At 53.6% G+C, this 14,107-nt stretch carries 15 protein-coding genes and 1 pseudogene; 6 read left to right on the top strand and 10 right to left on the bottom strand.

What is annotated here, in order from left to right:
• Positions 1 to 72: 72 nt before the first annotated feature.
• The 5 genes from JOD69_RS18845 to JOD69_RS18830 all read right to left on the bottom strand — a co-directional run bounded on the left by JOD69_RS18845 (position 73) and on the right by JOD69_RS18830 (position 4,343).
• Positions 73 to 1,170, bottom strand: a complete 1,098-nt coding sequence (locus tag JOD69_RS18845; protein WP_168183786.1) for a glycosyltransferase — start codon at positions 1,168 to 1,170, stop codon at positions 73 to 75.
• A gap of 26 nt (positions 1,171 to 1,196) precedes the next feature.
• Positions 1,197 to 1,331: a hypothetical protein gene (locus tag JOD69_RS25140; RefSeq protein ID WP_276205414.1), complete on the bottom strand. Its 135-nt coding sequence runs from the start codon at positions 1,329 to 1,331 to the stop codon at positions 1,197 to 1,199.
• Positions 1,332 to 1,354: 23 nt separating this feature from the next.
• The gene (locus JOD69_RS18840) at positions 1,355 to 1,948 is read right to left on the bottom strand and encodes a hypothetical protein (protein ID WP_168175510.1); all 594 of its coding nucleotides are present in this window, start codon (positions 1,946 to 1,948) and stop codon (positions 1,355 to 1,357) included.
• Positions 1,949 to 2,619: 671 nt separating this feature from the next.
• Positions 2,620 to 3,678, bottom strand: a complete 1,059-nt coding sequence (locus JOD69_RS18835) for a hypothetical protein (protein ID WP_210024157.1) — start codon at positions 3,676 to 3,678, stop codon at positions 2,620 to 2,622.
• A 164-nt stretch (positions 3,679 to 3,842) separates the two neighbouring features.
• Positions 3,843 to 4,343 carry an ElyC/SanA/YdcF family protein gene (locus JOD69_RS18830; RefSeq protein ID WP_166642435.1) on the bottom strand — a complete coding sequence of 167 codons (501 nt, stop codon included), beginning with the start codon at positions 4,341 to 4,343 and terminating at the stop codon, positions 3,843 to 3,845.
• 493 nt (positions 4,344 to 4,836) lie between these two features.
• On the opposite strand from JOD69_RS18830, the gene JOD69_RS18825 reads away from it, so the two are divergent.
• Together JOD69_RS18825 and cmoA are read left to right on the top strand one after the other, a co-directional pair.
• Positions 4,837 to 5,769 (top strand): CPBP family intramembrane glutamic endopeptidase, encoded by a 933-nt coding sequence (locus JOD69_RS18825; RefSeq protein WP_077732093.1) that lies wholly within the window; start codon positions 4,837 to 4,839, stop codon positions 5,767 to 5,769.
• A gap of 5 nt (positions 5,770 to 5,774) precedes the next feature.
• Positions 5,775 to 6,500: a carboxy-S-adenosyl-L-methionine synthase CmoA gene (cmoA, locus tag JOD69_RS18820; protein ID WP_077732139.1), complete on the top strand. Its 726-nt coding sequence runs from the start codon at positions 5,775 to 5,777 to the stop codon at positions 6,498 to 6,500.
• A 130-nt stretch (positions 6,501 to 6,630) separates the two neighbouring features.
• On the opposite strand, the gene JOD69_RS18815 is transcribed toward cmoA, so the two are convergent.
• Positions 6,631 to 7,161 (bottom strand): HMA2 domain-containing protein, encoded by a 531-nt coding sequence (locus tag JOD69_RS18815; protein ID WP_210024156.1) that lies wholly within the window; start codon positions 7,159 to 7,161, stop codon positions 6,631 to 6,633.
• A 1,051-nt stretch (positions 7,162 to 8,212) separates the two neighbouring features.
• On the opposite strand from JOD69_RS18815, the gene JOD69_RS18810 reads away from it, so the two are divergent.
• Positions 8,213 to 9,307, top strand: a complete 1,095-nt coding sequence (locus JOD69_RS18810) for a triose-phosphate isomerase (protein ID WP_168175508.1) — start codon at positions 8,213 to 8,215, stop codon at positions 9,305 to 9,307.
• Between the two features lie 715 nt (positions 9,308 to 10,022).
• Here JOD69_RS18810 and JOD69_RS18805 read toward each other — a convergent pair.
• Complete coding sequence (locus JOD69_RS18805; RefSeq protein ID WP_077732138.1) at positions 10,023 to 10,193, bottom strand: rubredoxin; 171 nt, start codon at positions 10,191 to 10,193, stop codon at positions 10,023 to 10,025.
• A gap of 89 nt (positions 10,194 to 10,282) precedes the next feature.
• Entirely contained in the window at positions 10,283 to 10,531 is a 249-nt protein-coding gene (locus JOD69_RS18800) for a WGR domain-containing protein (protein WP_077732090.1), read from the bottom strand.
• A 548-nt stretch (positions 10,532 to 11,079) separates the two neighbouring features.
• Here JOD69_RS18800 and JOD69_RS18795 point away from each other — a divergent pair.
• Complete coding sequence (locus JOD69_RS18795; RefSeq protein ID WP_210024155.1) at positions 11,080 to 11,253, top strand: hypothetical protein; 174 nt, start codon at positions 11,080 to 11,082, stop codon at positions 11,251 to 11,253.
• A 177-nt stretch (positions 11,254 to 11,430) separates the two neighbouring features.
• Positions 11,431 to 11,808 carry a hypothetical protein gene (locus JOD69_RS18790; protein ID WP_077732089.1) on the top strand — a complete coding sequence of 126 codons (378 nt, stop codon included), beginning with the start codon at positions 11,431 to 11,433 and terminating at the stop codon, positions 11,806 to 11,808.
• Between the two features lie 35 nt (positions 11,809 to 11,843).
• On the opposite strand, the gene JOD69_RS18785 is transcribed toward JOD69_RS18790, so the two are convergent.
• Complete coding sequence (locus JOD69_RS18785) at positions 11,844 to 12,293, bottom strand: phosphate-starvation-inducible PsiE family protein (RefSeq protein ID WP_077732088.1); 450 nt, start codon at positions 12,291 to 12,293, stop codon at positions 11,844 to 11,846.
• Positions 12,294 to 12,644: 351 nt separating this feature from the next.
• On the opposite strand from JOD69_RS18785, the gene JOD69_RS18780 reads away from it, so the two are divergent.
• Positions 12,645 to 12,947 (top strand): hypothetical protein, encoded by a 303-nt coding sequence (locus JOD69_RS18780; RefSeq protein WP_077732087.1) that lies wholly within the window; start codon positions 12,645 to 12,647, stop codon positions 12,945 to 12,947.
• A 399-nt stretch (positions 12,948 to 13,346) separates the two neighbouring features.
• Here the strand turns inward: JOD69_RS18780 and JOD69_RS18775 are convergent.
• Positions 13,347 to 13,517 (bottom strand): annotated as a pseudogene (locus tag JOD69_RS18775) (hypothetical protein); the annotation flags it as partial.
• Between the last annotated feature and the right edge of the window lie 590 nt (positions 13,518 to 14,107).

The raw sequence follows: 14,107 nt of genomic DNA, 5'->3' as shown, positions 1-14,107 counted from the left end.
GGTTAATGGTGCAAAACCCGTGATATTTCGATCGTTTCGTAGTCACCGGTTTAACTCGAAATATCTCAGTGCCTATAGAGGTAAACCAGATTGATAAATTTCCAAGGTCTTCCCGTACATCTGCCTAGTACCGGACTTCTGCTTCACGGCGTGAAAAGCGGCTTCGCCTAAACCGTTTGCCTCGACCGGATAATCCATGAGCCAACAAATTCCTCTCGCCAGTGCATCCACATCCGCTGGCGGAACAAGAAACGCGGTTTTTCCGTGGTCGAATAGCTCGGCTAGCCCTCCCACTCCGCTCAAAAGCAAGGGGAGACGATGATTGCATGCCTCCAGGACCGCATACGGCAGACCTTCGGAAAGAGAAGGCAAACAAAACACGTCGCTGCCGCTTAAGAGGACGGAGACATCGTTGCGAAAGCCTGCAAAGTGGACAATCTGTTCGAGATCCGCCTTCCTTACCAGTTCTTCATATTCGCTGCGCAGATAGCCATCTCCCACGACCAGGCACCGTAGCCGAGGCCTGGACTTCGCCAGGCGTGCCAATGCCTCGAACAAGAACCTGTGACCTTTTACGGATTCGAGCCGGCCGACTACCGTGACTACGAACACGTCGGAACTCCATCCTAGCTCCTTGAAGAATGGAGCAGCCCGCCCGGCCGATGTTTCCTCGGTATATTCTATGGCGTTGTGGATTAGCGAAATTCGTGTCGATGGAATGCCTAGTTCGGCGAGATATTGGTGTACCGATTCCGATACGGCGATAAAGTGAAAACCGAGCCGATAGCTCAACTGCAAAACCAGCTCGTATAGCCGCCCTTTCAGAGTGTTGGCGTATTCCAGCCCATACGCACTGTGAACAGTGCAAATACTTCTTGCACCTGCCCATGTTGCGGCCAATCCCCCCCAAAACTGGGATTGCGGATTATGAGTATCCACTACCTTATATCCGCCTTTTCGAATTAGGCGATACAAATAGAGCAATATTCTCGGATCGCCCCGTGAAAACGGCACGGGGAACGAGACTAAATCAGCGGCTTCCAGGCGATGATGCAATGCCGAGCCCTTCAAAGTCGCGACGGCGTAAGGACGTTCGCCGTGAAGCATTCGCGCTAAGGCGGTAACGCGTACATCCACGCCTCCGTAGTATTTCGCTAAATCAACAATCAAAATGGGGTCATTTCGAAGCATGGCCTTCAAAAAGCTGTTGACGAATTAGCTCTAAAATTCCTTTGACCTAAAATCGGCAAAATATCTTTCTCCGAGCGATGTATATCGAGTTGAGCTCCAATTTCAGTCAGCAGCTTCTGCGAAATTTTTACGATATCCATGGTCACTCCCTCGTTCGGAAAACTCATTCAAGGTATCTTTCCCATGGCGTATTCTTCAACGCCCCCCTAACTTCGTCGAAGTTCGAAATAAGCTGATGGAGCGGCTCCGGATTCTGCTTCCTATACGCGATCCTATTTGAATTCCATTGTTTGGCGCCTACGAAGTTTATTGCCTTCGAGGCTATGTTATCGAAGTCGTCCACCAAATCTTCATAATAAATTTCGAGCATATCGTGGTCTGCGAATCGACCACGTGTTTGGGATTCCCAATTTTGGATCTGCATTATTTGCGCAACTAAATTTCCCGGTTCCAGGTGGACTTTCTTTCGGTCAACCGGAACTTTTTTCCGCAAATTCCTCTGCAGCCAAATATCGGTTTTGAATGCGATGGCCAGGGACACCAGTGTCCTCAAGCGATTACGGCGCATCAAGTGGATGATCTTGAATTCCTTCAATTTCTGGAATTCAGTCCATTCTTGGTTGGTCAAGTGGTTATAAAAAATCTTGCACCCGACCGCGCGGACGCAGCGTGCATATTCGTTATATAGACGAGATATACCTTCATTAAAACCTTGCCCGATAATCCGGTTATCCGAGCTAAATATCTCATGGAACATCTCGACCTCAGAGCTGGACCGGAATACGTCCAACAAGAGGTTTGAACCCGTGCGTGCATGCCCGATAAGCGCAAATCGGGTATATTGCGTGTGCACCCCGGACGCATAACTCATAGCCCACAACGAGGCTGCCTTCAAAGCCGAATGTAGTCGTACCAAATTACTGACTCCCACGGGTGTTTCTTATTGTTTCTGTGTTGGGTGGTTACAGCATCTATCCGACGTTCCTTGCCTTGGGAAAAATCCAAAGCGTCGTTGCCAACAGCAGACTCCGGCATAACCCTACTCGTTGAGTTAACCTATCAAGCTACCTGGCGAGGGTTGCGACTAAAACAACCTATTTCGAAACTAAGAAGCCCACTAAAGGCTCCTTAAAAACAAAACCAATATGCAAAGCTCAACTTAACGAGTTTGAGCATAAACTGAGATACCGACTGGATCAGAGTCTAGACCGGTCACTTTTTCGGCCATTTGAAACATCCCTGTGCACCCGAATACGTAGGTGCATTGTGCTGGTTAAACCACTGATATAAAACTCGAACAACTACCTAAGAAAGGCTACTTACACGAGTCAGCGTGTCCTCAGGTGTTACACTCGGCCGTCGCTTCCCCTTCTCTTTCTTTCGTCCGAGCACCAGCCACAACCGAGCCTGCGGTCGGTACATCTTGTATCAGTTACTAGGAACGATTGCGTAGATACGCTGTTTGGTCAGCAAGCCATCGAGCAGATCGGTAGGGTAGTTTTTCCAGCCAATCGATTTCTCCCCCAAGCCCAGCGCCTCCCATTTGGCTTTGGCGGTGGCGTTGTCCTCGAACTGGAAGTGCGCGCCGCCGGCCGTGTCGGAGATGAACCAGCCGTAATCCCTAAGGGCCACGGCGATGATCCGCGCCGCCCGACGGGTCTGGCCGGTCAATTGGCTCGGTAGGGCGTTCACCCACTCGTCGATCTCGGCATCGGTGATGTTCAGCGCAAACCGGGTGCCCATGGGCAGTCCATTGTCGGTAGCTCGGCCGTCCGACTTGGTGGCCGGCGCCACGAAGGTCTTCGCGGTGTTCCGGCTCGGCATCGACAGCGCATGCTCGATCTTGCCCTGGGCAATCTCCTCCGGTCTCACCAGCATGGCGAGGTAGGGAATGCCGCAGCCGCGCGAGGGCTTGAAGCCGTCTTCCTTGGTCAAATACGAGCCCGGCACCAGATTGCCGTTCGAAACATGGACGGCGGCCCCATCGAAACTCGCCTGCCACAAATCCCATTCGCGCCCGCTGTCCGGGTCGAGGATGATCACCTGGCTATCGGAGCCGGTCGCGGGCTTCCAATCCGGGCTCCAGGGGATCTTGGTACCGTTGAGTTTGTTCCATGATGGCGCTCGGACTGGGTAAGAGCCTTTCGCGGTGCCGGCCATGTACACCGGATAGGTATACCCGCTGAAGGACAGATTGAAATTGCCGACCCGCGACGGCGAATATTGCCACAGGCGATTGGTCAAGGCATCGGACTGGGGATGGCGCGGCAGCCCGTCCACCGGTCGGTTCCAGGGCGCGTTCGGGCCGAACGGACGAACATAGCGCGTAGTTGCCGGAGATGGATTAGTTGTTTTCGATCCTCTGGCGCGCAGAGCGGTCGGATCATCAACTGCTCGCGGCGTCGCGGCGCCAACCCAAGAGCAACCGCAACATGCTCCCAAAACGATACTGACTAGGCAGTACCTCAAAACATCCTGTTTATTCATGACACTCCTTTTTTGATCGATTCTAAACAAGAGCCGCCCTCTTTAAAACCGTAAGAGACCAACGGAACGTCTTTTTGCAATGTGGAGAGCGACGAGCGAACGCCACATCGAGGCTTCATAACGGGAAAGACCTCGAGCGATCGGGGTAGAGACGGCAAGTCACACTACCGAGCCATGATCTCCCTTCCAGGATAAAAAATCAGGGTAGTGTAAAGATAAGCGATCGCCTCGTCCGTTACGGTTCGAAATCCCTCGCTGGACCGCCACCAGCGCATCGGGTCGTGACTTTCATCCTCGACGGCGATGACACCAACGGGGATAGACCGCCCGATAGCCGTCTGGAACAACAGGCGGCTTCGGCGGGCGTGAACCCCGAGCGACACAACGGTCAGCGAGCGTTCCTCAATCCCGTTCCGAGCAAACCAGTTTCGTAGAGCGATAGCGGATATGTACGTCCGATCCGTCCTGCTCCGCGGCGCCGGAACCGGCTGGACTACATCCGCATCCAGCCCCAGTTCGACCAACATGGCGGCGCCGGCCTCGGCGGACGTTCCGTATTTCTGGAGCAACCGTCCTCTCTCGATAGGGCCGCCGGTGACGTAGAGCCGGGTGTATCGACCGCGTTCGAATTCGGCAATCACTTGCTCCATCGCGTAATCCGGCATCCATCCCTCTGCCACAAGGCCGCCCCCGGAAATCGGGTCGCTGATCGATAAAAAAGGATGGATCCTACCAACGATGAAAGCGGCGGAACTCAAGGAAACGAGAAAAAGAACCATCCAACCGTGAGCGGTAGGCAACCAACATGAACGTCGGTGAATCAGACCAAGACATAGCCTACGCCGCGTAAAATCCGTTTCTTGCATGTCCATTCCTAAAGGCACCCTTGTGCAGGCACAGAGATATCGATCGAGGCCGCCCGCACCGGAGGTGGAGACGGCGCGATTAATACTGCTTTGGTGAATCGTCGCTCAAGCCCGATGCGACATAAGGAGCGCCGCCTCGCAGGCTCGTGCATTTGTACCCAGCAGGGGGTTCGGAAACGCTCGGCTTCCCACCGAACGGTGCCGTTTTACCCACCATGCGCCATATGAGATAGACTTTCGACCATTTAACGCGCCATCGGCTTTAGCGCATCAATGTTTCAAATCCTTTGTCATGCTTTCCCTAAGAATCGTTAGTTCAGCGGTGCTGGCACCTTTGTTGGTCATACTTCTTTGCGCCTCGCTCGCCGCGTTTTTCGCCTACCCGATCTTTTGGATCACGGATGGTGCCATCGGGTTTCATACCCTGGTAAACCGCAGCGGTCATTTGCTTCTCCTTCTCAGCATCATTCCGGCGGCGAAATTCTTCAGCCTGCGCCGTCCGGACATCGGGGTGGGAACCAAGTCCGAGCTGTCTCGCCAGGTCGCGGTCGGTGTTCCGTTGGGAGCCGCCATGCTCGCCCTTCATGCCTTGGCGTTGATCGCCCTGGACGTTCGCGAGATCGATATGGATGCCTGGTCGAACGCCCATCGCCTCGGAATGACCGCACTTAAGGCACTCGGCATAGGATTGGTCGTGGCAATCATAGAAGAAACGATTTTCCGCGGCGTTCTGTTCGCCGCACTTCGAAAAGCGGCCGGAACCCTATCGGCCGTCGCCATCAGTTCCTTTTATTTCGCCCTACTCCATTTCTTGCGCAGCGACTTGAAACCCGCAGCGGCCGATGTCGACTGGACTACAGGTTTTCGAATCGTAGGGGATGCCCTGGCCACTCTTCCAACCCTGGATCCCTCCTCTTTTCTCGCGTTATTCCTCGCGGCAGTCTTTCTCGCCTGGATTCGGGTGGCTTTTCCCTTGGGCTTGGGCTACTGCATCGGCATACATGCCGGGTGGGTCTGCGTCATCAAGACCACCAAAGCGGCAACGAACGGCGTTCCGAACGGATACTGGTCGTTTTTGACCGGGTCTTACGACGGGATGATCGGTTATCTCACCGCTGCCTGGATGAGCGCCCTGATCGTGCTGCTCGTGATCCGCATCCGCCGCCGGTCCGGCCCTGAAAAGGATCGGCGGTCGCCGGGCAGATTAGCGAAAGAGCCCATTTGAATACGATGACTAAAGACGATTTATTCAAAGAAAAGCGTCCAATGGTGACGGATTTCGATTTCGGAAAGGATACCGCCGAGGTTTTCGACGACATGCTGGATCGCTCGGTCCCCTTCTATGCGGAAATTCAACGCATGATCGGAGAGATCGCGGGAGATTTTGCCGTCCCCGGAACCAATCTTTACGACCTGGGCTGTTCGACCGGCACGACGTTCATCGGGCTCGATCCGGTCGTTCCGGCAGAAGTTGCCTTTATCGGCGTGGACTCCTCGCCCGATATGTTGAAAAAGGCGCGGAAAAAGCTGCAAGAAAACAGTATTTCACACACTTACGAGCTGATCTGCCTGAGCCTGGACGACGGTGTTCCCATTCTGAACGCCTCTGTGGTCATCCTGAACTTGACGCTGCAATTCGTCCGTCCGCTCAACCGTGACCGCGTTATTTCGAGCATCGCTCACGGATTGAACGACGGCGGCTGCCTCATTCTGGTCGAAAAAGTGCTCAGTCAGGACTCGACCATCAACCGTCTGTTTATCAAGCATTATTACGAGTTCAAGAAGCGTAACGGCTACAGCGAACTCGAAATTTCCCAAAAGCGGGAAGCATTGGAAAACGTGCTGATTCCCTACCATCTCGAGGAAAATCGCGAGCTATTGCTGCGGAATGGCTTCAAATCGTGCGACGTCTTTTTCCGCTGGTACAACTTCTGCGGGATGCTGGCATTGAAATGATTTCCGATTCGCCGGCGCGACGATCGCCGACGTTCCGAGTACGCAGCGGTCTGCTTTCCAGCCGCAACGCGACTTCCCTCGAGCAGCCGACCGGGACGACTACCCCGGATGCGTTCGGCCCGGAATACGCTCAACGTCTCGGCGACCGTGCCCGGTCGTGCGGCCGGGTTTTGACGAACAGGTCGAACCCCATCCAGAGCAATAGCCAGCCGGGCAACTTTTCGATCATGAGCCCGTTCCGAACCATGGACCAGAGCCCGGCTCCGGCAAACGCCAGCGGCAATACCGTCCGAAGATCGATCGGAAGCCCTGTCCAGCGGCTCAAACGTGTATTCAAATCATTGATCGCGTCAATCACGGTCAAAGGTTCCGCAGTTGCCGGAACTGCGGAGCGCGCACGCATCAGGTCTTCCGCGAGGACATCGATATCCTGAAGCCACTTGAGTATCCCGGCTCTGTCGCAGCGGCCGGAATCGTAATGGACCGTAATGCTTCCGGTGGTCGGATTGACATGCACTCCGGAAATCTCGCGCTTTGCTTCCAAATCGCCCTTTATTCGATTCAGTAATGCCGGGTTGCGATAGGTACCGCGAGATTTTATTCGCAGCCGGCCCGGCACGGCGCTGACGATCCGGGCTTGATGAGTTGCGGGTGAGTTCATGAGGCCGTTGTCTCCAATCGGATCGTGCCCAATACCATTGAGACAGTGATTCTTAATGGCAATCTCCCGCTCTCAACGTAATCCTCGATCGATCGATAGAGAGAGGTCCGCCGCAGAGCCTCAAAACGCTCGTTGCCAATCACTTTAGTGCCATGCCGAACCTATCCCGGCAGATCTAAACTCACGGATTTTGAAGTTATCGGCAGGGTCAATTCCATCGTCCGGACCATCGCGGCAACAGTGCCGGGGACCCCAACCCGCATGTGTATCGATTAGAGCGTTTTTCATCCCGGTGTACGGATTCGTGTCGGGCGGGAAGAACGTCGGTCGGCAATCCCTTCCCAATCGCAAACGGTCGCTTTAGTCGCGACCCTTCCAATCGCAAACGGTCGTCCTGGGAGCGCCAGGACGCCCCTTCCCACAAAGTCCTTTGCCGAGCCGATAAGTCGGCAAGGGATTGCCGACCTACATATTGGACTCCCTGACACCGAATCGGAAAATTCTCTAAGGCGTTTCGCCCCACAGCAATCTCGTGCGTCGGCCCGAGCTTCAGTTGCCTTCCGCTCATCCACAATTTCCGTGGACAACCCTGTGGATAAGTCCGTGGACAAAGCTTGCCGATATCGGCTGTTCAAGCCCTTACATTAAGCTGACCAAGTTCTTTACAGGACGGCGCACCATTATGACTTATTGATATATCTCATTGATATTACGCATTTTTTTAAGGCGCCAACTTCAAATCAAGTACTTATGGACTGCTTGTAAGTGACGACTGACACAGAATACGCATGTCAAGTCTTGACAGTGGATAACTTCGAGAAAAAAGCCGAAAAAGCGAGACGCAAGGAAAAAAATGTGGAGTAAGTCATGCGAGTGCGCTGTCGATTCGGCACGCCGAACGCTTGAGCAACTCATCGGTATGCGACCGGACGCTACAATAAGGTCGAGTTGTATTATGCGCGCACAGTCCCCATGATAAATCGAACGGCGGCGCCCCATCACGCGGATGGCGGATGAGACCGCGACACCGGATCAGAAGGAAAAACAAATCATGAAAACGGCAAGCGTATATCGGAACTATTATCGCCAAAGAACGGCAAATCAATGGCAGAAGATCGAGGCGGAGATCGGCGATCCCGGAGCGATCCGGCCGTTCCTGGCCGGCAATTGGAAAATGAACGTGATCCCACGGTCCGGCGTCGCGCTCGCCGCGAGAATCTTCGATCTTTGCAAAGGCGTAAAAGACGTCGATATCGGCTTAGCTCCTCCCTTCACCGGACTCTCTACGCTAGCCGATTACATCAAGCCGGATTTTCTCCGGACGGAATACGGTCTTGGGCGGAACGTCTTCCTGCTGGCACAGGACACGTTCTTCGAATCCAAAGGCGCATTTACCGGAGAGATCTCAGCCGAAATGCTCGCGTCGATCGGCGTCGACCGCGTCATCATCGGACATTCGGATCGCCGGACCAATCTCGGCAAATATTTCGGATTCGGACCCAGTATCGCAAAACGGTTGTCCAAAAGTTTTCTCTTGCAGGAATTGGAGCTGCTCAGGACCAAGGACGACGGCGACCGGCAAATTCTCGCGGCCCTCGAACACTTGGCTTCGGAAGCAAACCAAGACGTTTTGACGGGAATACAGCGGTTTCTGGAAGAAGAGCTGATCGAGCGGGCCGGCGAAAGCGACGAAGTCATACAGAAAAAGGTTCAGGCTTCCTTGGCCCACGGACTTCAGGTGATTCTCTGCGTCGGCGAAAACAAGGAAGCCAGAGAAACCCATGAGACCTTCAATCTGCTGGATCGGCAGTTAAGGCTGGCGTTTGAGGTCGTCTCGCCGAGGACCGCGAGCGAAGTCGTGATTGCCTACGAACCCGTCTGGGCCGTCGGAGAGGGCGCAAAACCCGCAAAACTGGAACAGATCAGCGAAGTGCACGACTTTATCAGGAATTTGATCATGGACCTGTACGGCGAGCAAATCGCATCGACGATCAGAATTCTGTATGGCGGAAACGTGAAACCCGACAATATCGCCGAGATCATGAGTATTGCAGGGGTAGACGGCGCCTTGGTGGGCGGAGCGAGTCTAAAAGCATGGGATTTCGCGCAAATCATCCGGTTTGGCTTGGAATGTCCCTGTTATTGAGCCCCGCTGTCGCGGCTCACTCAGTCCCGGCAGTTCTCATATCGGTGCCGAGTAATTGCTTCGGCACAAAGCGCGATTTTCGACAAATGCAGTCCGTAGGATGTACTGATCATCGGGAAGCCCCCTTCGACCGGGCTCAGGACAGGCCCTTCGACTGAGCTCAGGACAGGCATCGTTCGCGATCGATGGGGCTCATGCCACGCCATCCCTGCGCGGCCCCCCTGCGGGCGGCGCTGCCGTGCAAATCGGCGATCCTGCCGATTTGTCACTTCGCTCAGCCCATCCTACACAGGCTACCCTTGGAAAATCGGAAAGCCGCACAAAACAGGATTCCAATTAACTGCCGGAACAATATTTGCCTTCCAATAATCCCCTGGCTCCCGATAAACTGGGAAATTACATCGGACCGTGGGAGTATAGCGCTTAGTATATTCGTGAAGCCTATACCTGGTATTGCGGGCCTTCTGTCGTTGCCTGGCGTAGTCTTAGCATGCTATGCCTTCGCGTTTGACCAGAAAATATCAAGCTCGAATTGAAAGTTTGAATCTAAATGGTAGATCAAGGCTCGCGACAGAACGACCATGATCTATAAAGAGTAATCCCGTTGCGGGTCTTCTTGTAGCGGATCGGCTCTTTCTTTTATACCAGCTTCGATCAAGAAGCCAGCCTTCCCCTCGAACCGATCGGCAGAATCTCGCGAATCGTTTACGGAAGATCACTCCATCAATTTGAAAAAGCTTTTCGGCGCTCCGCATATCGGACATTCCCAATCGTCGGGAATGTCTTCCCAACGAGTGCCCGGCGCAATACCACTGTCAGGATCGCCTTGTGCTTCATCATAGATGTGTTCGCATTCCAAACAATGGTATTTCTTGAAATCGGACATGAAAGCTCTCGGTTCTAATAAAGGTTTCAGGATACGGAAAAGAAGGATGAGCCACTCAAGCAATATCGATTCGCGCGGGTTGAAACGAGTCATACCAACACCGGCTCATATCCTCGCCGCTTACGCTGATTGCGGACGTTCGACAACTTCGCGACCGCATCGTCGTATGACGGGCACGGCATATGTTTCATCTGGCCCATGGGCGACCCACGACGCCCCCAGATTCGGGTCAGTACCCAATCGCCCCACAGGTCCAGTTGTAGATGAATCTCATAATACCGGGATTCCTTCTCCCAACGCAGTCGAACGGGTGCCGTTTCGGATGACTCGTCAGTCATGGAGTATGCAACGGAATATTGAGAAGAATGGATCGCACCCTAACACATAGCGCCCGAATGACCAACCGAGTACAGCGGGTGGCGCGATTTGTCGCGCGTTGTGACGCATTCGACACGTCTCTTGAACATCAAAAGTCTGGATACTGCCGGCGATGGACAATGCTACCGCCAACCCGTTTGTCTGATCTGCAGCTGCTTTGCCCATCGCCACTTTGTTTATAACCGGAAAAGATAAAACCTAATTGGCATCATTTACTCCGAGCGTAACCATCTCTGGCCATACCCAGGTTCTGGTTCCTGCCGGTATAGTTCCGGTATCCATGACACATGGCGAGATTAATATAATATGAAAGAAGGGTTCTCCATACTTTTTGCCAACACCAGTAATTCTGGCAATACAATGACAGTTATTGAATGTAGCATTAACTATGGCACCTGGTTTCATATGGGTAATCCCTAATTGGTTTCACAGTCAATTTATGAGATCACTCCAAGTGAGTGGAGTTCATCGAAGATCACGCCTGTCCGGCATCAATTAGGCTGAAAAAATGAAGCTCGCATTTCATAAAATAGCAGAAATCGAGGAGCGCAATAAAGCAGGCCCGAAACTCCAAGGCGATGCTGCGAGGCTGATCAAAGAGGGCAGATTGAGAGCAGCGGACGCCGAGGAGATGCGCTGTCGTCAGCAGCGGTCAGGCGTTATATCTGCACTCGAGCGGTGAGCACTTTGCCGCATGCGTCAGCGGCCTGCGCTACGCGTCTAAACCGAAGCACGCTGAAAACCGCACAACTGCCATGTCGATACTCCATGATAAAGAAACGTTCAAGGCGTGATTGTCAGCAAAAACTTTGGCCCACGTCCGATGCCTATATTATGAAAGCTCGATAGAAGAAAGCTTATGATTCGATTGACATTCGACAGCGGCGCGGGAGGTCGGCCCGAACAGATCGGACCGGCGCCTTGGTTTCGCGTCGGCGGCAACGTCATTCACCAAGGGCCGCAAGGAAACATCGTGGCAGCCTATCGCAATCATTTTTGGGAAACTCAAGGCCGACACTTTACGCGATACGATTGCAAAGAGCCGGTGCGAATTTCGTTTGAGAATGCCGCTGGCGAACCATCGGAATGGTTCGGACCGTTTGCTTATGTTTCATGTGTGGACGGCGTGGTATACGCAGAGGAACAGCTGTTCGCCAAGTTTCAAGAAGAATCGCTCATTTGGCATTGTTATCCCACCGATACCAACTGGCCTATCCTGGTGCTTAGCCCGCCATAAAAAGACTGAATAAAATCCCGGACTTCCTCTCCGTCTTATACTGCCTCTCGGATCAGCCAGTAAGTCAGACCCAAAACCAGGGTAATCGCTGCCAAACCCAGCAGATGACCGGCACTCACGTCTTGAACTTCGAGAATAATGAACTTGCGAACTACGGCCAAAAGGGCAATCAGCACGACTACTTTGGTCTGAACGATGCTCTGCTCCCTTCTGACCACGTATTGAAGGGTGTGATTGAACTCCAGCGCAATCAAAAGTGTCATGATTTCGCCGAAGATTTTTTGAAACACGTCATGATCGAACGGATCCAGCACGCCACGCACCAGGCCCAGTACGACATCGGTCGTAAGCTGATACAGCGCTACCAGAATGGTCAATCCGATCACGATCGTCAGGACAAACGCAACCAAACTCTCGAAACGCTGGTAGTAGGAAAGAATCGCCCATTCCTCCTTCGTCGCTTTCCACCTATTAGAGATCTGCATTTAGGTCACCGAGTCAGAAACTGCGCGTAAACGTTTTAAACGATATTGTCGACTGTGCATTCGCCACCCCAATCCGCCGTTCGACGCAAGAATTGCGGAGTGGCATGCAAGTGTCTCCCGCGCCAATTCTGTATGGGTCCCGCGGGTTCACAATTCAAGGCGGAAATAAGCAGGCAACACTCCGTTGCCTTCCGGATGCCGGTTATCGACTCCCGGAATATTACGATAACGACAGACCGCCCTTATGATGTCTTCCGTTTACGGTACTCTGTCGCTTTCCCCCATTCTTACTGATTCTCACCGAGATGGGCCAAATAGCGGACAACCCCAGATACCCGTGGAGAAAACCTCATGAAATACTGGCCCTTGTTTTTGACATTCACCCTACCGCTCTGCCTCCATGCCGAAGAGCGTCCGGTCAATTACTGCAAAGATCCGCAAAAAACGGCCGAATGGGAAAAGCACCTCGCCGACACCCCGGAAGATCCGCTGATCATCAAGCTTTATGCCCTACGAATCGGGCTCTGCAAAATGGTCGACGAAGGTAAAGTCGATCTCGACGAAGCAATCCGAATCTGGAATATCGAGCACGCGCGAAGCGTCAACGAGCGGCTGCTGGATGAAATGAAGCGCGGCCGGAAACGAACGCTTTGAACTACAGGACGTCGGTGGAGCAATGAACGCCAGCGCCCTCCGTTAGCAACGTACGTCTTTACGGTTGCGAGTCGGACGATGGCAGTCGTAAGCGTTCTATCCAGAATTTTGAAATGATTCAGAAATCGACCATCCGGTACTTCCAGCATCTTCCCAATCCCTTCGATTTGGATGGAAAGCCACAAGCTCAGCCCGTCTTTGCTTGGAATTAGGGAAAAGCCTTTTCACTCGTCCGGCGACGATCTGGTGATTCGGCACTATGTAACTTTCCACTGCGGCGGCAAACATCGACCCAAGCGGCAGCGATAATCCCGCAAGGCGAACGGATGGCGGCCAGCGGCACCCGAGCTCACGATTCCGGCTACCACTGTCTCTCAGCCAAAAAATGCTTGGCCTACATTACGGATTACAGTTGAGAACGGTATCGCCCTGATCGGCTGCACAGACATCACGGTCGGCGTGAGGGCCGCCGTTGACCGTATCGTTGCCGCGGATATGGTCTATGACGCCCACGTCTTGCGCGGACGCCCCTATCAGAACATCGGGTTTGCCATCGCCATTCACATCCCCTACCCAGCCACGCCTTGGCCGAACTGGGCATAGGCCTGAGGTAACGGGTCATCTAGGAACAGTTATGAAGGCCACGATTCGTCACCACTCGGAAATGTTTCCATGCGGCGCTTGCCTGATTAAGGAGACTTTCAAGGCGGGAAGGGAGTTGCGTGAAGGATCCGGCTGGACGCCTTCGAATGCACGCATTTTGGGGAAAGAAAGACGGCTACTACTCAGGAAGAAAGCTGACTTAGAGGCGCTGCGGGCGGATGCGCCGAACTCTCAAGGCCACGGTAACGAATGCACACCGGCCGCCCCGTCCTCAAAATCTGCCCAGTCGCACGGTTCCCGAACTCCGGCCAGGCACTCACGTTGAACCCGATCGACCACCCGCTGCCGCGCCGCCGGATTGGCCGCGCGACCTCAAAAAACTTCCTGATTAGCGACGAAGTTCAGTACAGGCTCACATAGTGAGCCGCTAGGGTCCTTAGACTATGGGCATCTATCACAAGAGGGGTGTCCCATGCCTATGAACCGGGTGCAATTTCAAAAGGGTTTGTCGTTGGCCGAGTTTCTGACGCAATACGGCAGTGAAGCGCAGTGCGAAG

The sequence above is a fragment of the Methylocaldum sp. RMAD-M genome, assembly GCF_017832375.1.
GTDB lineage: Bacteria > Pseudomonadota > Gammaproteobacteria > Methylococcales > Methylococcaceae > Methylocaldum.
Note: the sequence above shows the minus strand (reverse complement) of the source record. Positions and strands in the feature narration are given on the sequence as shown.